The organism is Streptomyces sp. NPDC045678 (assembly GCF_056432085.1).
In genome coordinates this window covers 118,651-141,094 of sequence record NZ_JBWKJS010000004.1, presented here as the reverse complement: position 1 = coordinate 141,094, position 22,444 = coordinate 118,651, and the positions used below count along the sequence as shown (strand labels likewise).

17 protein-coding genes are annotated in these 22,444 nt (G+C 71.2%); 4 read left to right on the top strand and 13 right to left on the bottom strand.

Going from position 1 to position 22,444, the window contains the following annotated elements; all coding sequences use genetic code 11:
• Positions 1–24: 24 nt before the first annotated feature.
• From AC07DO_RS15330 to AC07DO_RS15305, 6 genes are all read right to left on the bottom strand, one after another.
• Complete coding sequence (locus AC07DO_RS15330) at positions 25–1,617, bottom strand: solute symporter family protein (protein ID WP_479059895.1); 1,593 nt, start codon at positions 1,615–1,617, stop codon at positions 25–27.
• Positions 1,614–2,198 carry a DUF485 domain-containing protein gene (locus AC07DO_RS15325; protein WP_479059894.1) on the bottom strand — a complete coding sequence of 195 codons (585 nt, stop codon included), beginning with the start codon at positions 2,196–2,198 and terminating at the stop codon, positions 1,614–1,616. Before AC07DO_RS15325 ends, AC07DO_RS15330 begins: the two co-directional genes overlap by 4 nt.
• Before the next feature lie 111 nt (positions 2,199–2,309).
• Complete coding sequence (locus AC07DO_RS15320; protein ID WP_479059893.1) at positions 2,310–3,047, bottom strand: response regulator transcription factor; 738 nt, start codon at positions 3,045–3,047, stop codon at positions 2,310–2,312.
• Positions 3,044–4,189 (bottom strand): sensor histidine kinase, encoded by a 1,146-nt coding sequence (locus tag AC07DO_RS15315; RefSeq protein ID WP_479059891.1) that lies wholly within the window; start codon positions 4,187–4,189, stop codon positions 3,044–3,046. The genes AC07DO_RS15320 and AC07DO_RS15315 overlap by 4 nt, the downstream gene beginning before the upstream one ends.
• Entirely contained in the window at positions 4,186–4,698 is a 513-nt protein-coding gene (locus AC07DO_RS15310) for a DUF1453 domain-containing protein (RefSeq protein WP_479059890.1), read from the bottom strand. The genes AC07DO_RS15315 and AC07DO_RS15310 overlap by 4 nt, the downstream gene beginning before the upstream one ends.
• Before the next feature lie 191 nt (positions 4,699–4,889).
• The gene (locus AC07DO_RS15305) at positions 4,890–7,013 is read right to left on the bottom strand and encodes a DNA gyrase/topoisomerase IV subunit B (protein WP_479059888.1); all 2,124 of its coding nucleotides are present in this window, start codon (positions 7,011–7,013) and stop codon (positions 4,890–4,892) included.
• A 441-nt stretch (positions 7,014–7,454) separates the two neighbouring features.
• On the opposite strand from AC07DO_RS15305, the gene AC07DO_RS15300 reads away from it, so the two are divergent.
• Complete coding sequence (locus AC07DO_RS15300; protein ID WP_479059886.1) at positions 7,455–7,685, top strand: DUF7455 domain-containing protein; 231 nt, start codon at positions 7,455–7,457, stop codon at positions 7,683–7,685.
• A gap of 165 nt (positions 7,686–7,850) precedes the next feature.
• On the opposite strand, the gene AC07DO_RS15295 is transcribed toward AC07DO_RS15300, so the two are convergent.
• The 7 genes from AC07DO_RS15295 to AC07DO_RS15265 all read right to left on the bottom strand — a co-directional run bounded on the left by AC07DO_RS15295 (position 7,851) and on the right by AC07DO_RS15265 (position 19,181).
• Positions 7,851–8,681, bottom strand: coding sequence for a serine protease (locus tag AC07DO_RS15295; protein WP_479059884.1), 831 nt, complete (start codon positions 8,679–8,681; stop codon positions 7,851–7,853).
• Positions 8,682–8,824: 143 nt separating this feature from the next.
• A complete protein-coding gene (locus AC07DO_RS15290) occupies positions 8,825–10,363 on the bottom strand; it encodes an RNA polymerase sigma factor (RefSeq protein ID WP_362725341.1) in 1,539 nt (512 codons plus the stop codon).
• 474 nt (positions 10,364–10,837) lie between these two features.
• Positions 10,838–11,725 (bottom strand): FadR/GntR family transcriptional regulator, encoded by an 888-nt coding sequence (locus AC07DO_RS15285; protein ID WP_479059882.1) that lies wholly within the window; start codon positions 11,723–11,725, stop codon positions 10,838–10,840.
• Positions 11,726–11,887: 162 nt separating this feature from the next.
• Positions 11,888–14,311 carry an ATP-binding cassette domain-containing protein gene (locus AC07DO_RS15280; RefSeq protein WP_479059880.1) on the bottom strand — a complete coding sequence of 808 codons (2,424 nt, stop codon included), beginning with the start codon at positions 14,309–14,311 and terminating at the stop codon, positions 11,888–11,890.
• A gap of 189 nt (positions 14,312–14,500) precedes the next feature.
• Positions 14,501–15,262, bottom strand: a complete 762-nt coding sequence (locus tag AC07DO_RS15275) for an NUDIX hydrolase (RefSeq protein ID WP_479059878.1) — start codon at positions 15,260–15,262, stop codon at positions 14,501–14,503.
• A 140-nt stretch (positions 15,263–15,402) separates the two neighbouring features.
• Positions 15,403–17,454, bottom strand: a complete 2,052-nt coding sequence (locus AC07DO_RS15270) for a glycogen debranching N-terminal domain-containing protein (protein ID WP_479059877.1) — start codon at positions 17,452–17,454, stop codon at positions 15,403–15,405.
• Between the two features lie 194 nt (positions 17,455–17,648).
• Entirely contained in the window at positions 17,649–19,181 is a 1,533-nt protein-coding gene (locus AC07DO_RS15265) for a DUF4192 domain-containing protein (protein WP_479059875.1), read from the bottom strand.
• A gap of 183 nt (positions 19,182–19,364) precedes the next feature.
• Here AC07DO_RS15265 and AC07DO_RS15260 point away from each other — a divergent pair, with 183 nt between their 5' ends.
• From AC07DO_RS15260 to argJ, 3 genes are all read left to right on the top strand, one after another.
• Positions 19,365–20,021, top strand: coding sequence for an isochorismatase family protein (locus AC07DO_RS15260; RefSeq protein ID WP_479059874.1), 657 nt, complete (start codon positions 19,365–19,367; stop codon positions 20,019–20,021).
• 62 nt (positions 20,022–20,083) lie between these two features.
• Complete coding sequence (argC, locus tag AC07DO_RS15255) at positions 20,084–21,217, top strand: N-acetyl-gamma-glutamyl-phosphate reductase (RefSeq protein WP_479059872.1); 1,134 nt, start codon at positions 20,084–20,086, stop codon at positions 21,215–21,217.
• Positions 21,214–22,365 (top strand): bifunctional glutamate N-acetyltransferase/amino-acid acetyltransferase ArgJ, encoded by a 1,152-nt coding sequence (argJ, locus tag AC07DO_RS15250; RefSeq protein ID WP_479059871.1) that lies wholly within the window; start codon positions 21,214–21,216, stop codon positions 22,363–22,365. The genes argC and argJ overlap by 4 nt, the downstream gene beginning before the upstream one ends.
• Positions 22,366–22,444: the final 79 nt, after the last annotated feature.

Genomic DNA, 22,444 nt, shown 5'->3' with positions numbered 1-22,444 from the left:
CCCCTTTCCCGAGGGGGGGAATCGTTACGCCGCACCGGCACCGGTGAGCGACCGCACCTCCGTCTCCGCGTGCTTGACCTCGTCCGCCGCCTCGCGCGAGGTGACGGCGCCGAGCCACCCCGCGAGGAAGCCCAGCGGGATGGAGACGAGGCCCGGGTTCTCCAGAGGGAAGTACTGGAAGTCGACCCCCGGGAAGAGCGAGTGCGGTCCTCCGGAGACCACCGGCGACAGGACCACCAGCACGAGCGCGGGCAGCAGTCCCCCGTAGACCGACCACACCGCGCCCCGCGTCGTGAAGTTCCGCCAGAACAGGGAGTAGAGCAGCACCGGAAGATTGGCGGACGCCGCGACGGCGAAGGCGAGGCCCACCAGGAAGGCGACGTTGAGATCGCGCGCCAGCAGGCCGAGGCCGATCGCGATCACTCCGATCCCCGCGGCGGAGAGACGGGCGACCGCCACCTCGCTGCGCGGCTTCGCGTTCCGCCGCCGGAAGGAGGCGTACAGGTCGTGGGCCACGGACGCCGACGAGGCGAGCGTGATGCCGGCGACCACCGCGAGGATCGTGGCGAAGGCGATGGCGGCGACGATCGCGAACAGAACCGTTCCGCCCGTGGTGTGCGCGCCGCCGCCGAGATCGAACGCGAGAAGCGGAACTGCCGTGTTGCCCGCGGCATTCGAGCCACGCACCGCATCGGGGCCGACGACGGCGGCGGCGCCGAACCCGAGCACGATCGTCATCAGGTAGAAGCTGCCGATGAGACCGATGGACCAGACGACCGAACGGCGGGCGGCCCGCGCGGTCGGCACGGTGTAGAAGCGGGAGAGGATGTGCGGAAGACCGGCGGTGCCAAGAACCAGGGCGAGGCCGAGGCTGATGAAGTCGAGGCGCGCGGTCCAGTCCCCGCCGTACTTCAGACCGGGCGCGAGGAACCGGTCGCCGTGACCGCTGCGGTCCGCCGCCGTCCGCAGCAGTTGGTCGAAGTCGCCGTGGAAACGCACCAGGACGAGGACGGTCAGCACGATCGCCCCGCCCATCAGCAGGACCGACTTGACGATCTGGATCCAGGTGGTGGCCCGCATCCCTCCCAGCGAGACATAGACGACCATGAGCGCGCCGACGCCGATCACCGTCCAGGTCCGCGCCGCCCCGCTCGTCCCTCCGAGCAGCAGCGCCACCAGTGAGCCGGCCCCCACCATCTGCGCCACCAGATAGAGAACGGACACGGTGACCGAGGAAGTTCCCGCCGCGATCCGTACCGGGCGTTCCCTCATCCGCGCGGCGACGACATCGCCGAGTGTGAACCGCCCGCAGTTGCGCACGAGTTCGGCCACGAGGAACAGCACGACCAGCCAGGCGACGAGGAAGCCCACCGAGTAGAGCAGCCCGTCGTAGCCGAAGAGGGTGATCAGGCCGGAGATGCCGAGGAAGGAGGCGGCCGACATGTAGTCACCGGCGATGGCGAAACCGTTCTCCATCGGGGAGAAGAGCCGCCCGCCCGCGTAGAACTCCTCCGCCGAACCGTGCCGCTTACGGCTCGCCCAGGTGGTGATCGCGAGCGTGACGGCGACGAGCACCCCGAACAGCAGCAGCGCCAGGGTCTGGTGGTCTCCCTTCATCGCTCCACCTCCCGGGCGGGCACCGCTTCTTGCGCGGGCATCGCTTCCGGTCGCGCCCCCGCGCCCCGCCCCGCCCGCTGCTCCTGCTCCCGTTTCTGCTCGAAGACGGCCCAGCGCAGGTCGAGGGCCGCCCTGTCCCGCCGCAGCCGTGCGTGACGCGCATACGCCCACGTCAGCAGGAACGTCGTCAGGAACTGTCCGAGCCCGGCCACCATCGCCACGTTCACCGCGCCGCTGACCGGCCGGGCCATCAGGTCCGGTGCCGTCGTCGCGGCCACGACGTACGCGACGTACCAGGTGAAGAAGAGCGCCACGCCCGGCACGACGAACCTCCGGTACCGACCGCGCACTTCCTGGAAGGCGGCGCTGCGCTGCACTTCCACGTAGATGTCGGCCGGGCTCGTGCTCCCCTGCGGGGCCGCGGCCCGGGGCGCCACCACGGAAGCCTGGGCCCCTGCGCCGTCGAGCTCTCCCCAGCCGGAGGCAAGCGTGTCGTACCAGGGGTCTCTCAGGTCGCCGGAGCGGTCCCGGCCGTTGGCGGCCCGGCCCGGCCCGCCGTCGGGCCCGTCGTGCTTCTCCACCGAACTCTCCTTAGTCCGCGGCCCTGTTCGGCCACGTGCCCAAGGATGGACAGAACGGTAAGATCCCTGACTCTCCTCTCAATGCTCTTCACCCCATCAGGTGAAGCCACGTCAGATGCCGGAGCCTCTGTCCAGCTTGATGAGCCCATGTCTGTACGCGTAACGCACGGCCTGCGCTCGATCCTTGAGGGCCGCCTTCGCGAAAAGGTTGTTGATGTGGGTCTTCACCGTCGCGGTGGAGACATGCAGTGCCCGCGCGATCTCGTGGTTCGACATCCCCTCGGCGATCAGAACCAGCACCTCGGTCTCCCGTGCGGTCAGGCCGTCGGGCGGAGCGGCCGACGGCGTGTCGTCCGGCTCCGACAGCCGCTCGAGGAGCCGCCGCTGGATCCGCGGGGAGAGCCCCGCGTCCCCCGAGAGCACGTCCTCGACGGCCCGCACGATCTCGTCCCCGCCCGCGTCCTTGGTGAGATAGCCGCGCGCACCCGCCTTGAGCGCGGGGAACAGCGAGTCGTCGTCGGCGTAGGTCGTGAGCACGACGACCTGTGTCCCCGGATACTTGGCGCGGATACGTCGCGTGGCCTCCGCTCCGTCGCACCGGGGCATGCGCAGGTCCATCAGGACGACGTCCGGAGCGAGCTCGCCGACAAGGCGGACGGCCTCTTCGCCGTCCGCGCCGGCGCCCACCACCTCGATGCCGGGCAGCAGCCCCAGCAGCATCACGATCCCCTCACGCACCACGGTCTGGTCGTCGACCACAATCACCCGCGCGGGTAGCTTCTCCCGGCCCTCGACGGGTCCCGTCGGACCGACGTCCGCCGCCTTCGCAGCGGTCTCGTCCCCCGTCATCCCAGCACCCTCAGCGTCACCACGAAGCCCTCCTCACCCGGTCCCGCTTCCAGGGATCCGCCCAGCAGCTCGGCGCGCTCGCGCATCCCGAGCAGACCGTACCCGGCGCCGGAGGCGGCGAGCTCACCCGGTGATTGCCCTCCCGAATCCCTGACATCGAGCCTCACTTGATCGTTCTCGTACCGCAGGCACACCTCGACCTTCGCGCCCGGCGCATGCTTGCGGACGTTCGTCAGGGCCTCCTGTGCCACCCTGCGCACCGCCTGGGACGCCTCGGCGGGCAGGGGGCGCCGGTCCCCCGTCACGGTGACCGACGCGCGGTCGGCCGTGACGAGCTCACGCAGGAAGTCCTCGACCGGGGTCATCTCCCCGCGCAGCGCCGACAGGGCCTGTCTCGTCTCGGCGAGCCCTTCACTGGCCATGGACCGCGCCGCCACCACCCGGCCCAGAATCTGCTCCTTGGACGCGTCCCCCTCGATCAGCAGCCGTGCGGCCTCCAGGTGGACGAGCTGAGCGGAGAGGCTGTGCGCGAGCACGTCGTGGATCTCGCGGGCGATGCGGGCCCGCTCGGCGAGGGCGGCCGTTTCCTTCTCCGCGGCCCGCGCGGCGCGCTCCTGCGTCAGCAGCCGGAGGGCGCTGCCCCGGGCTTCGGCATCCAGTCGCAGGGTGTATCCGGCCAGCGCCAGGCCGACGACGGTCAGCGCCGTGATGAGTGGGCTGTCTCCGTTGTACGCGGCATATCCGGTCATCGCCACGAGCACGCAGGGCCCTGCCGCGACCATCGGGAGCCGTTCCAGGGCCGCGATCGCAGAGCCGCACCACAGCACCATGGCGAGCACCTGCCAGTCACCGAGCGTGGCGGCGAGCGCGGCGGCCAGGAGCAGCGACATCAGGGCCAAGGAGGGCCAGAGGCGGTGGGCGAACGAGACTCGGAAGAACGCCCATCCCACCAAGGTGACGGCCAGGACCATCGCCACCCCGGCCAGCAGCCGCCAGCCGCGGTCCACGTGGAACGCGTCCCACAGCAGGCTCCCGAGGATCAGCACACGCAGGACCCTGACGAACCACAGCCGGGCGAAGCTCATCCCCGCCCAGGTGAGGGCCTCCCGGGAGGGCCACCTTGTCCACCAGTCCCCACTCACACGGGTTCCTTCCGCATCGGCTCGGGCGCCGCGTCGGCCATACCGTACGCCGAGGGCCGGGTGCCGGCGCGCAGTACGAGCAGTCCGCTGCGGACCAGCAGCGTGGCCGCGAGGGCCAGCATCAGGCCGGAGGTGCCCTGCCGCACGTGCAGCAACGAGCCGATCCCGAAGAGCCCTGCCCGCAGCCCTATCCCGACGGCCCAGACCACGGCGGTGGCTTTGGTGCCCTTGCTCCACGCGGTGCCGTCCGTCTCGGTCCACACATGGGAGGTCCGCGCCCAGCCGGCCCCCATGGCAAGGCCGACGAGCACCTCGGCGGCCAGCAGCGTCACGGACGCCGCTCGGTGCTGTGGGTCGATCAGCCCGGGCTCGCGCACGGCCATGAAGACCAGCACGGCCGGTATCAGCCACCAGCGCCTGTCCGTGCCGATCTCCTGCGCCTTGAACTGGCGGACGACCACCAGCACCACGACGGCGCAGATCACCAGTGCGTTGGTGAGCCCGGACATGTCAGCCTCCGTACGGCGAGCGGGGACGAAGCCGATCCGTGGAGGACCGACGCCTTCGACGCTACGGAAACCGCCTGGTCACGACATCGGCGCAGGGGTTGAAGACGGGTGGAGCCGGGCTCTCCACCCGCGGGTGGAGAGCCCGGCTCCTGCCGTACCCGATGAGCCCCTGGGACGGGGCGCGCGAGCTGTTACGCGTCGATCCGTGAGCGGTCCAGCGTCGCCGCGGAGCTCGTGATGAATTCCTTGCGCGGCGCCACGTCGTTGCCCATCAGGAGGTCGAAGACCTGCTCGGCGGAGTCCAGGTCGCTGATGTTGATGCGGCGCAGGGTCCGGAAGCGCGGGTCCATCGTCGTCTCGGCCAGTTGGTCGGCGTCCATCTCACCCAGGCCCTTGTAACGCTGGATGGAGTCCTTGTACCGGACGTTCTTGCGCTGCAGCTCGAGAAGCGTCTCGCGCAGTTCGCGGTCCGAGTACGTGTAGATGTACTTGTCCTGGCCCTTCTTCGGCTGACTGAGCTCGATGCGGTGCAGCGGCGGGACGGCCGCGAAGACCCGGCCCGCCTCGACCATCGGCCGCATGTACCGCTGGAACAGCGTCAGCAGCAGGATCCGGATGTGCGCGCCGTCGACGTCGGCGTCCACGAGCAGGATGATCTTTCCGTAGCGCGCCGCGTCGATGTCGAAGGTCCGGCCCGACCCGGCTCCTATGACCTGGATGATCGCCCCGCACTCGGCGTTCTTCAGCATGTCCGTCACGGATGCCTTCTGAACGTTGAGGATCTTGCCGCGGATGGGCAGGAGCGCCTGGAACTCGGAGTTCCGGGCGAGCTTGGCGGTGCCGAGCGCGGAGTCTCCCTCGACGATGAAGAGCTCGCTGCGGTCCACGTCGTCGCTGCGGCAGTCGGCGAGCTTCGCGGGCAGCGACGAGGACTCCAGGGCCGTCTTCCGCCGCTGGGCGTCCTTGTGCTGGCGGGCCGCGATGCGGGTGCGCGCGGCGGCGACAGCCTTGTCCATGACGGCGCGGGCCTGCGCCTTGGCGTCCCTCTTGGTCGAGGTCAGGAACGCCTTGAGCTCCTTGGCGATGACGTTCGCAACGATGCGGTTGGCCGCGGAGGTGCCGAGCACCTCCTTCGTCTGGCCTTCGAACTGCGGCTCGGCGAGCCGGACCGTGACGACCGCCGTGAGGCCTTCCAGGGCGTCGTCCTTGACGATGTCGTCCTCGGCGACGCGGAGCACCTTCTGGGCGCGCATCGCCTCGTTCATCGTCTTGGTGAGGGAGCGCTCGAAGCCGGAGACGTGGGTGCCGCCCTTGGGGGTGGCGATGATGTTGACGAAGGACTTGATCGTCGTGTCGTACCCGGTTCCCCAGCGCATGGCCACGTCCACGCCGAGCTCACGGGTGACCTCGGTGGGTGTCATCTGGCCGTGCTCGTCCAGGACGGGGACGGTCTCCTTGAAGGTGCCCTGGCCGGAAAAGCGGAGGACGTCGCAGACCGCCTTGTCCTGCGCCAGGTACTCGCAGAACTCGCTGATACCGCCGTCGAAGCGGAAGGATTCCTCGCCCTTCGAGCCGCCGTCGCCGAGACCGACCTCGTCCCGCACCACAATGGTCAGGCCAGGGACCAGGAAGGCGGTCTGGCGGGCGCGCTGGTGCAGGTTTTCCAGCGAGAGCTTGGCGTCCTTGAGGAAGATCTGGCGGTCCGCCCAGTAGCGCACGCGCGTGCCGCTGCGGGCCTTGGGGACCTTCTTGACCTTGCTCAGCCTGGCCGAGGGATCGAAGGCCGCCTCGGGGCCCGGCTTGGCGAAGGCGCCGGGGACGCCGCGGCGGAAGCTGATCGCGTGGGTGTGCCCGGCGCGGTCCACCTCGACGTCGAGGCGCGCGGAGAGCGCGTTCACCACGGAGGCGCCGACGCCGTGCAGGCCGCCGGAGGCGGCGTACGAGCCGCCGCCGAACTTGCCGCCCGCGTGCAGCTTGGTCATGACGACCTCGACCCCGGAGAGGCCGGTCTTGGGCTCGACGTCGACCGGGATGCCCCGGCCGTTGTCCCGGACCTCTACGGAGGCGTCGTCGTGGAGGATGACCTCGATGTGGTCGCAGTACCCGCCCAGGGCCTCGTCGACGGAGTTGTCGATGATCTCCCAGAGGCAGTGCATCAGGCCGCGGCTGTCCGTCGACCCGATGTACATGCCCGGACGCTTGCGGACGGCCTCGAGCCCCTCCAGGACGAGCAGGTGCCGCGCGGTGTAGTTGGAACCGTCCCGGTCTGCTCCTGTCAGCAATGCTGTGGACGGCACGGACGTCTCGGCGGTCACGCGGTTCGCTCCTCGCTGAATTTCAAGGGGGGTCCTTTGGGGTAAGGACGCGGCTTCGGTTACCGGTCAGAGGGTACCGAGGCCTGGTAGAGCCGTTGTCACGCCACCCTCGTCTCAACTCAGACTAGTCCAGGCTCGCATACATGTTCGATCCCTCGTAGGAGTGAAGCGCACGTCACGTTCCCTTCGAGGCATGAACCATTTAGGCTCCGGGCACGTCCTCATGAACAACCGGCAACCCAGCCGGGGACGACCTGACCTGACAGACAGCGCGAAACCGTAAGACACGTAAGAGACGCAATACGGCACATTCGCCGCCAACCGGCAACGGACAGCCACCTCGAAAGAAAAGTTCGAGGAAAAGCCACGAGCGGGAACGTTTTCGGCCTGGTTGGATGTTGACCCTGGTACGACAGCTCGTCGAGCTAGAGAAGAGGCGACGTGACTACTGTTCTGACCCCCGCGAGCCCCCTGACGGCCGCTGATCGCTGCGACCGCTGCGGCGCCCAGGCATACCTGCGCGTCGTCCTGTTGAGCGGCGGTGAACTGCTCTTCTGCGCCCACCACGGCCGCAAGTTCGAGCCGGAACTCAAGAAGATCGCCGCTGAGATACAGGACGAGACGGAGCGTCTGACCGCCGCTCCGGAAAGCGCCACCGAAGAGGAACGCTGACACCTCGCATCCACGACGAGCCAGCTCCGGCGCACCAGGCCGGTGAACGGGCGGCCGCCCCTGCCAACCGCAGGGACGGCCGCCCGCTCGTGTCACAGGGGCGCCCAGGGCCCTTCTGGGCCCCTCCAGGCCGTCCGCCGGCCCGCTCCTGGACGAAACGGCGACTCAGTCGCGGGCGCCCAGCACCCTGGTGACGTCCGAGATCCGCGTGTAGACGCCCGGGCTCCCGGGGCGGCCACAGCCACTCCCCCAGGACACGAGCCCGACGAGGCGCCCCCGTGCGACCAGCGGGCCACCGCTGTCCCCCTGGCAGGCGTCCCGCCGCCCCCGCATCTCACCGGCACAGAGCATGGTCCGGGCGATGTACCGCCCGTCGGCACTGCCCGGGTACGCCTCCTCGCACACCTGATCGGCGAGCACCTCGACGCGCGCCGACCGCAGCGCACGGGCGTAGTCACCCGCTCCAGTGGTGTCCCCCCAGCCGTATACGGCAGCACCCGTGCCCGGCCGGTACGCCGGGTCGCCGGGTCCCGCCATCCGGATGGTGCGCCCCTCGGGGAGCGGCTCGGCGAGGGTCAGGGCCGCCACGTCGCCGGAGTTGGTACGGGTGTCGTACTCCGGGTTGACCCGGACCGCGCGTACGGGCACCTCCTCACCCTCCGAGGACCGCAGGTCCCCGCGGCCGACGATGACCTTCAGGTCCGTCACCTCCCTCAGCGGCACCCCCAGCACGTCCTTGCTCATGCAGTGGGCAGCGGTCAGGACCGTCGAGCGCCCGGTGATCACGCCCCCGCAGAACTGTCCTGCGCGTGAGCCGCCGAACCGGTCACGGCTGGAGACGGCGACCACCCATGGACTCTCGGACACATCCACCGGATGGCCCCCGACGACCACGCTGTCGGCCGACGCGGGGGCCGGGACTGCCAGTGGCAGGGCGGCGGTAGTGGCCGCCAGGGCCAGTACCCCCGTCCACGCTCGGGCGAAGGGACGACGCATGCGATCTCCTCACTCTGGGTTGCCGTTGCGTACCCCAGAGTCATGCAGTATCGCTCACCCCGCACCCGCGCAGACGAAAGGCCCGAAGCCCGCTTGTCGCGGACCTCGGGCCTCTCGTGGAGCCTCGGGTGACTGACCGGTGTCTAGTCGAGGTAGTCGCGCAGGACCTGCGAGCGCGACGGGTGACGCAGCTTCGACATCGTCTTCGACTCGATCTGACGGATGCGCTCACGCGTCACTCCGTAGACCTTGCCGATCTCGTCGAGGGTCTTGGGCTGACCGTCCGTGAGGCCGAAGCGCATGGAGACCACGCCCGCCTCACGCTCGGACAGGGTGTCCAGGACGGAGTGCAGCTGCTCCTGGAGGAGCGTGAAGCTGACCGCGTCGGCGGGAACGACCGCCTCGGAGTCCTCGATGAGGTCACCGAACTCGCTGTCGCCGTCCTCACCCAAGGGGGTGTGGAGGGAGATCGGCTCACGGCCGTACTTCTGGACCTCGATGACCTTCTCCGGGGTCATGTCGAGTTCCTTGGCCAGCTCCTCCGGAGTGGGCTCGCGGCCCAGGTCCTGGAGCATCTGGCGCTGGACACGGGCCAGCTTGTTGATGACCTCGACCATGTGCACCGGGATACGGATGGTGCGGGCCTGGTCGGCCATGGCGCGGGTGATCGCCTGACGGATCCACCAGGTGGCGTACGTGGAGAACTTGTAGCCCTTGGTGTAGTCGAACTTCTCGACCGCGCGGATCAGACCGAGGTTGCCCTCCTGGATGAGGTCCAGGAAGAGCATGCCGCGGCCGGTGTAGCGCTTGGCCAGGGAGACCACCAGGCGGAGGTTGGCCTCCAGGAGGTGGTTCTTGGCGCGGCGCCCGTCCTCGGCGATGATCTCCAGCTCGCGCTTGAGCTTGGGGGCGAGCTTGTCGGCGTTGGCCAGCTTGTCCTCGGCGAACAGGCCGGCCTCGATGCGCTTGGCGAGCTCGACCTCCTGCTCGGCGTTGAGGAGGGGGACCTTGCCGATCTGCTTCAGGTAGTCCTTGACCGGGTCGGCGGTGGCGCCGGCCGCGGCGACCTGCTGAGCGGGCGCGTCGTCCTCGTCCTCGTCCGAGAGGACGAAGCCCTGGGCACCTTCCTCGGCGGGCTCGCCCTCACCGGGCTTGCCGGCGGCGGGTGCCTCCTCGGTGACCTCTTCGTCGAGGAGCTCGTCGGCGTCCTTCTTGGAGGTGGTCTTCTTGGCCGCCGTCTTCTTGGCGGTGGTCTTCTTGGCGACGGCCTTCTTGGCCGTCGTCTTCTTGGCTGCGACCTTCTTCGCGGGCGCGTCCTCGGCGGTGCCGTCCGCGCTCGGCGCCTCAGTGGCGGCGGTGGCGGTGGGCTTCGCCGTGGTGGCCTTCGCCGCGACCGTCCTGGTCGCGGTGCGCTTGGCCGGGCTCTTCGCTGCGACGCTCTTGCGGGGGCGCTTCGGCTCCGCGGCACTGACCATCAGCGTCACACCCTCTTCCTCGAGGATCTGGTTGAGGCTGCGCAGAACGTTCTTCCACTGAGTGGCCGGAATCTGGTCAGCTTCGAAGGCACGACGCACGTCATCGCCGGCGATCTGCCCATCAGCCTTTCCCCGCTCGATGAGCGCCATGACAGAGACGGATTCGGCGATCTCCGGCGGGAGCGTACGGGATGTGCTGGCCGACACGAACAACCTCTCGGAACGTTGGAAAACGGCTTCCGGCCCCGTCCATTGTGGACCGGAGCCGACGACCGGCGGCTAGGGATTTGGGCCGACGGCGCGGGCGGGCCGGGGAGCTGCACAGCGTCGCGAACGACCGCTGTATTCCTTCCTCGGCTATCACCTCTTAGGTCATCGCGCTGTTCCTTGGAGCGTTACGCCCAATCTACGTGGCCCGAGTCACACCCCGTAAGCGCACAAAAGCATCCATATGCGGTCAGAAGCGGCCTATACGCATGCACGAATGATCCCCCGATGCCCCACGAAGAAACCCCCCACATTCGTGTCGCCGGACTCCGCCGCGCTCTTCAGGAGCTCGTGGCAGATCCGGCGACACAGGGAGCGGCGGCGGAGTCGCCGACGGGCACGGAGTGGCGTGCGCGACGACTCAGCGCTGCCGCGGGGCACGCGCACGGCCGCGGCGCCTACGTGGACGCGCGGTCAGTGCTCGCGCGGGGCGGGCACGACGCGCTCCACCTCGGGGTGGACGGTGAGCAGCTGCCGCATGGCGGCCTCCGCGCCGGATCCGTCGCCGGCGGCGAGGGCGTCGACGACGCGGGAGTGGTGCACCAGAGAGGCCTCGCTGGGTCGGTCACAGCCGGTGATCGGGCCGCCGGAGACCTGCAGCGCGGCCGAGACGATCCCGGAGAGGTGCTCCAGCATGCGGTTGCCCGCGACCTGGATGAGCAGCGAGTGGAACTCGGCGTCCGCGCGGGAGAAGGTGATCACGTCGCCCTGACTCAGCGCGTGCCCCATGATCTCGACCATGTCGGCGAGGCGCTGCTGCACCTCCTCGCGGCCGTGCCCGGCGGCGAGGCGCGCGGCGAGGGGCTCGATCATCCAGCGCAGCTCGCCGAGTTCCCGACGCTGGTCGTCGCGCTGCGGCCCGAAGGCACGCCACTCGATGATGTCCGGGTCGAGCAGGTTCCAGTCGCTGACGGGACGCACGCGCGTGCCGACGTTGGGCCGGGCGCTGACCAGGCCCTTGGCCTCGAGCACGCGCAGGGACTCGCGCACGACGGTGCGGGAGACCTCGAAGCGCTGGCCGATCTCCTCGGGAACGAGCGGGCGGTCGGCACCGAGGTCACCGGAGACGATCATCTGGCCGAGCTGCTGGACGAGTTGACCGTGCAGCCCGCGGCCGCGGCTTCCGGCGGCGCGCCGGCCCACGCGCCCCAGGTCCTGGTCGGGTCCGTCCCAGACGGGAGGCGCGACGCGGCCGCCGGCGGCGGACTCCGCGTACGGGTATCGGTCGAGGTCGCCCGGGCCGGCGAGACCGGAGTCGGCGGAGCGGGCGGTGGTCATCATGGTGTGCGCAAGGGTACTCACGGATCAGTTGTCGGCGCTGCCTCCAACTCCCTTGAGGTCTTTGGTGAAAAGCACACGAAAGGGTGATCGCTTACCCTGCCGCAATTGACGCCTTATCGGAAGGAAACGGACGCCCTTCGGGGAGTTGCGCACAGCCCCGCTCCGGAAGGCGGCGGACGGTCGTCAACGGACCCTGGTGCGCATCGCCGTGAGCAGATATGCGCAGAGCAGAGCGGTCAGCGACAACATCAGCGCGGTGCCCACGGGTTGGGCGATCATGCGCACTCCCGCCGCCAGATATCGCTCGGCACCGAACGGCCACTGCACCAGAGCGAGATCCCGAAGCCGCGCAGGAAGCCCGGCCGCCGATCGCACAGACGGCCCCTCGACGGCCTTCTGTACGAGCGGTACGACGACGATCGGCACGGCGAGCACCGCGGCGAGGCCGGCGGTCGTGGACCGGAAGACCCCCGCGGCCAGCACGCCGGCCCAGGCGCACCCCGTCACCAGCGCGTACCAACTGGCGCTCAGCGAAGGCCAGTCCGCGGGAACTTTCGTGAGCTCTTCTCCGTATACAAGGTGGAGCAGCACGGCATCGGAGACCAGCGCGAGAGTGCTCAGGAGCAGCGCCGTCGCAGCGGCGACGAGGAGTTTGGCGCCGAGCATCCCGAGGCGGCGCGGGACGGTGCCGCGGTCCGCGGCGAGAGCGGGGTGGCGGAACTCGTCGCCGAAGGCGAGGGCGCCCAGGAGTCCGGCGCCAAGGGCGGCGGGCGGCAAGGGAAGCTCGTGCGGCCAGGCGGCGAGCAGGTGCGGCTGCGGAGTGTGCCCGGACCGTGCCAGGAAGACGGAGAAGAGGGCGGAGGTGGCGAGGACGGCAGCCAGGGTGAAGTAGCCCGTACCGACGCCCAGCAGGCGACGCACCTCGTAGCGCAGGGGGCGCAGAGGGCTTCTGCCGGGGCGGACGGTGATGGGGGGTGGCAGGGCGGAGGCCGACGCGGAGGAGGATGTGGTTCCGGCCGCGGGCGTGGGCGTGGCGGCCGTGTTCCGGGGGCCGGTCAGGATCCCCGTCGATGCGCAGGAGCGGTGGGGTCCGGTCTCGAGGGGCACGGTGTCCGGCGGCACCGTGTGGAGCGGTGCGGTGTCGACCGGTGCGATGTCGAGTGGGGCGGTCTCGTCTCCTCTTCTTGCCATCGGGGCCTCTGCGACGGTGCCCTCCGGGGCGTCGGAGGAGGCTTCGGCACCCCCTGTGGCGTCGGCGCCGGACGAGTCGTCGGACGGGCGACGGTCGGCGTGCGCCGCGGTGGCGGTTTCGGGGGTGGCCTCGGGCGCAGTCGCGGGGCCGGCCTCGGGGGCAGAAGCCGGGGCGGGAATCGGGCCTGGCGAGGCAACGGGCTCCGACTGTTCTTCCCCAGCAGGCTGACCCCGGTGGTCCTGGTGGTCCTGCCGACCCAGGCGGTCCAGGCCGTCGTGGCGGTCCAGGCAGCCCAGGCCGTCGTGGCGGTCCAGGCTGTCGTGGCTGCCCAAGCCGTCTTGGCGGTCCAGGCCGTCTTGGCTGCCCAGGCCGTCCTGCCGACCCGGCCGGTCGTGCCGACCCCGCCGGTCCGGCTGACCAGGCTGGTTCAGCTGGTCCTGCCGGCCCGGCTGCTTCGGCTGACCCGGCTGGTCCGGCTGGCCCGGCTGGCCCGGCTGGCTCGGCTGCCCCGACCGGTCCGGCTGGCGCGTGCGGCTCGGCGGGCCCGCGTCGCCGACCTCGTCGGCGAGTTGGTGGATGAGGATGCCGTGGCGGTACGCGGTTTCGCCGACGTCGGCGCACGTGCTTCCGTAGACGGAGAGTCGGCTGCCGTCCTCCTTTACGACCTCGATCGTGCGTTGTCCCGCGCGCGCCTCTTTGGTGAGGAGTGCGCCCAGGCGGGCGGCGTGCGGAGTTCGGACGGCGACGCGGGGGCGGAGTCTGGTGCGTGCGAAGTCCGCGGCCTCCTGATCGGCGACCAGATGCCCGGAATCCAGCGTGACGACACGGTCGGCGGTCCGTGCCGCTTCCTTGGGGTCGTTCGTGGTGAACAGGACCGTGCCGCCCTGGGAGGCATGGGCGCGCAGGATGCCGTGCAGCCAGGCGCTCTCCCTGGCCGAGAGCCCCTCGCCCGGTCTGTCCAGGACAAGCGTGTGGGGGTCGGCGAGCAGCGCGCAGGCCAGACCCAGTCGCCGGTCCATGCCGCGCGAGAGGGTGCCGAGGCGCTCGTCCCGGAGGCTGACGAGTCCGACGGTCTCCAGGACGTCGTCGGCGCGCAGGACAGGCACCCCCATGGCCGCGCACAGCATGCGCAGATGGCCGCGGACCGAACGCGCCGGGTGGCCCGGGACATCGCCCATGAGGACGCCGACCTCGCGTGAGGGGTGGGCGATCCGGTGCAGGGGGCGGCCTCTGAAGTACGTGATTCCACGGCCCTGTTGGAGTTCGAGCATCAACCGCAGCGCCGTGGTCGTGCCGATCGGCTCGGCGTCGAGCAGCGCCGTGACACGGCCGGTGCGTGCCTCGAAGGACACGTCCTCGACGGCGGGCGGGAGCTCCTGGCGGGGATTGCTGGTCAGTCCGATGGCCTGGATCATCGCTTCTCTCGCAGGATGTGCGACCGCTCGGCGGCCGGGGCCCGTCCGCCGGATCGGGGACGGACGAACCCCGTGGGTACTGCAGCAAGATAACGCGACATTTACGGCTTTTCGGTCAGGGCATGGGCCACTGGTGTCCAGCGAGCAGCCCGACCACGAAAGATCAGCAGGTGGCGCCGAGCGGGGGCGTCAGACTTCCGGGCGCAGCATCGGCGGGTTGAGGAGCGTCGCACCGCCCGCGCGGAACAGCTGGGCGGGGCGTCCGCCCTGGCGGGTGGTGGTCCCGCCGGTGGGCACGAGGAAGCCCGGGGTGCCGGTGACCTTGCGGTGGAAGTTGCGCGGGTCGAGGACGACGCCCCACACGGCTTCGTACACGCGTCTCAGCTCGCCGACGGTGAACTCCGGCGGGCAGAAAGCCGTGGCCAGCGAGGAGTACTCGATCTTGGAGCGGGCGCGCTCCACGCCGTCCGCGAGAATCTGGGCGTGGTCGAAGGCGAGAGGCGCGGCCTGTTCGCCCTCGCGGCCGTAGCCACCCTGTTTGAGGAGGGCCTCCACCGGGGCCCAGCGGGCGCTGTTCGCGTCGCCGCCGGCGCGCGGCGCGGGCAGGTCCGGAGCGAGCGCGAGGTGGGCGACGCTGACCACGCGCATGCGCGGATCCCGCTTCGGGTCGCCGTACGTGCCGAGCTGTTCGAGATGTGCTCCGTTGGCCTGCGCCGGGGCGTCGGGCGCGTGCGCGCACAGGCCCGTCTCCTCGCCCAGTTCGCGCGCCGCCGCCGACGACAGGTCCTCATCCGCGCGTACGAACCCGCCGGGCAGCGCCCAACGTCCCTGGAACGGCTGCTCACCGCGCCGCACGGCCAGCGCACAGAGCGCGTGCCTGCGCACGGTCAGCACGACCAGGTCGACGGTGACAGCGAAGGGCGGGAAGGCCGACGGGTCGTAGGGCGACATGCCGCGATCATAGTCGTCTGCTTGACGATAAACACCTCCTTCGCCCATTGCCGTCCCGTCGCATCCCGTCGCTCCGCCACCCGGGCCGTCGGGTGCGCGCGTCCCTTCGTCCGTGTGCCATCGCTGTGCGTGGGACATGGTCATACCCCCAACTGCAGCCCGTCGGCCGCCTCCTCGACCATGGCGAGGCCGAGCCGGCTCACCCGTACGGAGAACGGCGCTCCCGCGACGCTCAGCCCGCCGAGACCCAGCTCTCCCAGCGGGGCGCTGCGGACCGGAGCGAGCTTCACCGTGCCCGCGGGTGCGTCGGGCCGGATCCCGGCGAGCGCGGTGAGGACGTGCACCCCGGCGGCCGCGGCGGTGGCGGCCGGGCGGCAGGCCGCCGGGTGCGGCAGCGGAGCCGCTCCTTCCGTGCGCTGCTCCCCCGCGTACATCTCGGGCAGCCGGTGGCCGAAGCACTCGGCCGCGGCCAACAGGCCGCGCAGGAGCGAGCTCGCCGCCTTCTCGTACCCCGCGGTCGCGAGACCGGTGACGGCGACCGCCGTCTCGTGCACGCGGACCGCTCCGCCCCTGTGCCCGAACGGGTTGTACGCGGCCTCCTTCACGCCCAGGCTGCGCAGTCCCCAGCCGGAGTCCATGACGGGCCCGCCGAAGAGCCGGGCGAGTTGCTCGGTCCTGACCTTGTCGAGCAGTCCGGGGGCGAGCGTGCCCGCGCCGAGCAGACCGGTGTCCAGGAGATGCGCCGCGCCTCCGGTGAGGTGCGGCACGAGCCTTCCGTCGGCCAGGCGGGCGGCTGCCGGCCTGCCGCCCGTCCGGTCGTCCACCCAGAACTGTTCCTGGAAGGCGGACCGCAGCCGGGCCGCCCACTGGCGCAGCCCCAGGGAGTCCGGGCGGCCGTGCGCGTCGAGCAGGTCGGCGCCCAGCAGCGCCGCTCGGTGCGCGTACGCCTGGACTTCACCGCGTGCGATCCCCGCCCGGTGGACGTCGGACAGGAAGACGCCGTCGCCGACCGCGGTGTGCAGCCACCGCAGGCACCGCTCCGCCGCGGGCAGCAGCTCCTCGACCTCCTGCGCGGGGAGCCCCCAGCGCCGGGCTTCCGCCAGGAGCACCGGGAAGAGCAGGGTCGCCTCGGTGCCCGTGCAGCCGGGCGGCAGATGGGGGCCCGCGTCGCGCAGTGGTCCCGGGATGAGGCCGGCCCGGGGCCCGGAGCCGTCGACCTGGCCGCGGGCGAGGGTGCGCAGCGTCCCCGCGGCGATGCGGGTGCCGAGCGGCAGCGCCATGCGGGCGGCGGCCAGCGCCTCGGACGGCGCGAGTCCGCAGCGCCACGGCGCGCCCGCGGCCGGATACATGTCGGACGGATGCGCGGGGTCCCGGAGCAGCAGTGCCTGCAAGTCCTCGACGGACCGGGCGAGCAGCGGCTGAACCCTCGGGTCGTCGCCGGTCGCCCGTGCCCCGGCGGCCGGACGCATCGCACCGCGTCCCGCCGCGCGAACCGGTCCCGCGCCGTCGGGCCGCACCCTGAGCTCCACGCTCCGGGAGGCCCCCGGCGGCAGGTCCACCTCCCAGCGCAGCAGTCCCGCGGAGGCGAGGGCGTCCGCGGGCGCCGGGTCGGCCGTGACGACGCAGTGGGCCGCGGCCGAGGACCACCGCATGCCGGAGTCGTGGACGCTGGCGGGCAGTTCGGGTCCCGCCCGGCCCGAGGCGACCGCGCCCACCTCCGCGAGGTCCGTGCCGAGCGCGACCTCAAGGGGCAGCCGCAGAGGCCGTCCCGACGCGCTGTGCAGGGTGATCCGCTCCGTGCCGTCCGCGTGCCGGATCCGCTCGACGACGACCTCCGGGTCGGGGCCGCCGTCCGTCGACAGGCGGAGCGTCGCGACGAACCGGGCGCGGTCCGCGGAGAGCATGCGCGCCTGCACGGCGACCGGATCGCGCCCCGCCACCCGTACCTGACAGCGGGACAGGGTCCGGCGCCCCGCGCGGTAGAACCCCTCCAGCCCCCGGCCGGTCAACTGCCCCTGATCCGAGGAGATCGCGAGAGCGGGCAGGGCGACGCAGATCAGCGCGGTGTGCGCGGGCGGGAGTTCGCGGACACGGTGTGGCTCCAACGCCGCGGCCGGTGCGGGTGTGAGTGACGGGCGTGGAGGCCGGGACGACGCGGGTCGTCCGACAGGAGACGGGGCGGGAAGAGACATGGGCAGCTTCTTTTGCGTTGTCTGCGGTGTCTGCGGTGTCTGCGGTGTCTGCGGTGTCTGCGGTGTCTGCGGTGTCCGTGAATCGGCGGTGTGACACGGCTGGGGTACCGCCACTCAGGTGAACGGGCAGACCCCTGGCCAAGTCACGCTTCTCCGGGCGAAGCCGACCATGTGGCCCACAGATCGGGTGGTGGTCATGGGCTGTCCTTCGCGATGCGGCGGGTGGGTCGGCGGGGGCGACGGTTCTGCGGGATCTTGGCCGGGCCGCCGGGCGCCCGGGAGGGTTCGCTCGCGGTGCGCGACAGGCGGCGCCGGCGACGCCGGGGAGCGGCACCGTCATGGGCAGCGGCGCTGTCCCCGGCAGTGGTGCCCTCGCGGGCAGCAGCGCCGTCACGGGTTTCGCGCTTGCGTCGCAGGCAGCGGCGGATCGTCTCCGGGTCCATGTCGTCGTTGCAGGCTTGGTTGAGGAGCAGGGCGAAGGCGTATCGGGGGTCGGCTCCCAGTGCCATGTCCAGGGCCTCTTGGCCTTCCACGAGGTCGCCGAGCGACCAGGCGACCCAGCCGGCGAGTGCCAGCGGCGCGGCCGCGTACTCCGCGTAGGCCCCGACGCAGCGCCGGGACAGGGCCCGCCAGAGACGCAGCGCGGACAGCCCCTCGGCCCCCTCCATCCACTCCGCCGCGCGGTCCCGGGTCGTGCGGACCTGGAGGCCGAGGATGAGCGCGGCCGCCTCGTCGTGCGCGATCAGTTCGTCGTCCCTGTTGTCGGCTTCCAGGGTGTCGCCCGGTACCAGAGGTGCCGGAGGTGGTGGAGGTGCCGATTCGAGTCGCGCCATGATCCGGCGCGCAAGATCCAGCGTTTCTGAGGCGACGTCCTGTCCCTTGGCCCCCGCTCCACCCGAGTCCGCGTCACGGTCCACGTCGCGTTCCACTTCCGCGCCCTCCGGCTCTGCCGCCCTTTCCGGCTCTGCCGCCTTTTCCGACTCTTCCGGCTCTTCCGCGTCTTCCGCCTCTGCCGCGTCACGCAGCATCCTGGGAAGGAGTTCGATGCTCGCCGCGTCGAGCGCTCGCTCCTGGTCCGATGCCGCGGCGGTCTCCCACGGGGTGAGCCGTCCCCTGATCCCGCTCTGCGTGGTGCCGGCCCGCACCCCCATGTACGTGGCCGCGGCGGCCAGGACCGAAGTGCCCGGCCTGAGCAGGGGGACTCCGTCCGGCGGACAGCAGCGGGTGTCCGGGCAGCAGTACGTCCAGAAGCGGTCCTGCGAGATGCACACGACTTCGAAGACCGGCACGTCCAAGCGGCCGCAAGCCGTGCGCAGTTCCTGGGCCAGCGGGCGCAATCGCTCCACGACCTGCGGTCCCGTCTCCGCGCCGACGGGCTCCTGGCAGAGGAACGCGACGATGCCGTCGGGCCGCTCCCCCCTCCGCTCGGAACCACCCACCAGGCACTGGGCCAACTGCTCCGCGACGCACGGCCAGTCCTCCGCGCGCTCCGGGACACCGAGGCGCACGCGGCCGCCGAACCGGCCCCGCTCGCCGTGCAGGGCGATGAGCACGATGCTCTCCTCGGGCCTGAACCCGAGCAAGTACGGCAACGCGTCGGCCAGTTCGGCCGGGGTGCGCAGCGTGACCACCGGCTCCGCGAACGGATCCGCGGGTGGGACAACGCTGTCGGCGTGGACGGAACTCTCGGGTTCGAACTGACCCGCTGCTTCGCTGTGGTTCGTCATGGCCCGACTCTCCCGCGAAGCCCCGGATTCCGGTTTGCCCTGTGGATAACCCCGGTCAGGAGCACGCCAACCCGTCCGGCGTCCGCCACCTCGGATCTGGCACAAATTAGGTTAGGCTAAGCTAAGGTCACTTCGCAGTTCGGACCCAGCGGTGCGCGCGTCATCAGGGGAGGGAAAACACGCATGGGCCTACCCGCCATCGGCTCCTACCCGATGCCGGACCGCACCGCCCTCCCCCGGTCCCACGTCTCCTGGCGAATCGACCCGGTGCGTGCCGCGCTGCTGATCCACGACATGCAGAACCACTTCGTGGGCGCGTTCCCCACAGGACGCTCTCCTGTGGTGGAACTCGTCGACAACATAGCGACGCTGCGAGAGCTGGCGTCGACACTGGACATGCCCGTCATCTTCAGTGCGGAGCCCGCCGGCCAGGCGCCGGGGCAGCGCGGACTCGTCGCCGACATGTGGGGCCCGGGAATCGGGGACGAGCCGGGCGCCGCCGCGATCGTCTCGCCGCTCACCCCGCGCCCCGGTGAACATCTGCTGTCGAACGTGCGCCACAACGCCTTCCTGCGCAGCCATCTCGGCAGACTGCTGCGGTCGAAAGGGCGCGACCAGCTGATCGTCTGTGGGGTGTACGCGCACCTCGGTGTTCTCCTGACCGCGGCGGACGCCTTCATGAACGACATCCAGCCGTTCGTCGTCGCCGACGCGGTGGCCGACCTCTCCGCGGAGGAACACGCGCTGGCCCTGCGCTGGGCCGCACGCAGCGGCATGGTCTGCACAACGGACGGTCTGCTGCGCGGTCTTCTCCTGCACAGGGAGCCCAACAACGCGTGACCGGACCATCACCACACCCCCCCACTCACCCCCCACTCACACCCCCCACGAGAGACGAGACCATGACAGTACGGGCCGCGGTGGCCGGAGCCAGTGGCTACGCAGGCGGGGAGATCCTCCGCCTGCTGGTGTCGCATCCGGAGGTCGAGATCGGCGCGGTGACCGCGCACAGCAGCGCGGGGCGACGACTCGGCGACGTACAACCGCACCTGGCCGCCGTCGCGGACCGGGTCCTCGTGGAGACATCGGCGGAGTCCCTGCGCGGACATGACGTGGTGTTCCTCGCGCTGCCGCACGGCCGGTCCGCCGCACTGGCACGGCAGTTGGAACCCGGCACCCTCGTCGTGGACTGCGGGGCGGACTTCCGGCTGCGGGACGCGGAGGACTGGCAGCGGTTCTACGGCTCACCGCACGCCGGTACGTGGCCCTACGGACTGCCCGAACTGCCGGGCGCGCGGGACGAGCTGAAGGGGACCGACCGTATCGCCGTGCCGGGCTGCTATCCGACAGCGGTGACCCTCGCCCTGTACCCGGCCTACCTCGCGGGACTGGTGGAGCCGGAGGCCGTCGTCGTCGCGGCCAGTGGCACGTCGGGGGCGGGGCGGGTGGCCAAGCCGCACCTCGTCGGTTCCGAGGTGATGGGCTCGATGACGCCCTACGGGGTCGGCGGCGGCCACCGCCACACACCCGAGCTGACGCAGAACCTGTCCCGCGTCGCGGGCGAGCGCGTGACCGTGTCCTTCACACCGACCCTGGCGCCGATGCCGCGCGGCATCCTCGCCACCTGCTCGGCACGCCTGCGCCCGGCAGGGGCTGCCGGCACCAACAGCGGGACCGGGACCGGCACTGACCTCCCCACCACACCGGACGACGTACGCGCCCCGGACGACACACGCACCCCGGACGACGTACGCGCCCTGGAGAACGCGGTGCGTTCCGCGTACGAGACCGCCTACGCCGACGAGCCCTTCGTACGGCTGCTGCCGCCCGGCACCTGGCCCTCCACCTCCGCCGTCCTCGGGTCCAACACCGCCCAGGTGCAGGTGGCCGTCGACGCGGCCGCACGTCGGCTCGTCTGCGTCAGCGCGATCGACAACCTGACCAAGGGCACCGCCGGTGGCGCGGTGCAGAGCATGAACATCGCCCTCGGACTCCCCGAAGGGACGGGGCTGCCCAGGAACGGAGTGGCTCCGTGAGCGTGACCGCTGCCCGGGGATTCGCCGCGAGCGGGGTGTCCGCCGGGATCAAGGACTCCGGGGCCCCGGACCTGGCACTGGTGGTGAACCGCGGCCCGTCGTACGCGGCGGCCGCGGTGTTCACCTCCAACCGGGTGCAGGCCGCGCCCGTGCGCTGGTCGCGGCGTGTGATCGGCGACGGCGCACTGGCCGCCGTCGTCCTCAACTCAGGCGGCGCCAACGCCTGTACGGGCCCCGCGGGCGAGGACGACGCGCGCGTGATGGCCGAGCGCACCGCGCGTGCCCTCCGCCTCGGGGCCGAACAGGTCGCGGTGTGCTCCACCGGCCTCATCGGCGTCCGGCTGCCCATGGAGCGGGTGACGGCGGGCATCGACACCGCCGCCGCGGAGCTGTCGGAGGACGGCGGCGAGCCCGCGGCTATCGCGATCAAGACGACCGACTCGGTGCACAAGACGGCGGTCGCGTCCGGACCCGGCTGGACCGTGGGCGGCATGGCGAAGGGCGCGGGCATGCTGGCCCCCGGCCTCGCGACGATGCTGGTGGTCCTCACCACGGACGCCGACGTCAGTGCCCCGTTGCTCGACTCCGCGCTCCGGGAGGCGGTGCGCACCACCTTCGACCGGGTGGACTCGGACGGCTGCATGTCCACCAACGACACCGTGCTGCTGCTCGCTTCGGGCGCTTCAGGGGTGCGGCCGGACCCGGTCGGTTTCACGGAGGCCGTGCACGGCGTCTGTCTCGACCTGGCGCTCCGGCTCGTCGCGGACGCGGAGGGCGCGTCGAAGGAGATCGAGGTGCGGGTCGTCGGCGCCGCCTCGGAGCCGGACGCCGTGACGGTGGGGCGGTCGATCGCCCGGAACAACCTCCTCAAGTGCGCCCTGCACGGCGAGGATCCGAACTGGGGCCGGGTGCTGTCGGCGATCGGCACGACCTCCGCGGTCTTCGACCCGGACCGCCTGGACGTATCGATCAACGGCGTCGGGGTGTGCAGGGACGGTGCGGCCGGGGAGCCGCGGGACACGGTGGACCTCTCGGGGCGCGAGGTGACGGTCACCGTCGACCTGCGTTCCGGGGACGCGTCGGCGACGATCTGGACGAACGATCTGACCGCTGCGTACGTCCACGAGAACAGCGCGTACAGCTCGTGAACGGAGTAGGGGCACACATGCGAACGGCCGTCAGGGAGCAGGAATCCGAGGGCTCGGAGGCGGAGGCGGAGGCGCTCCT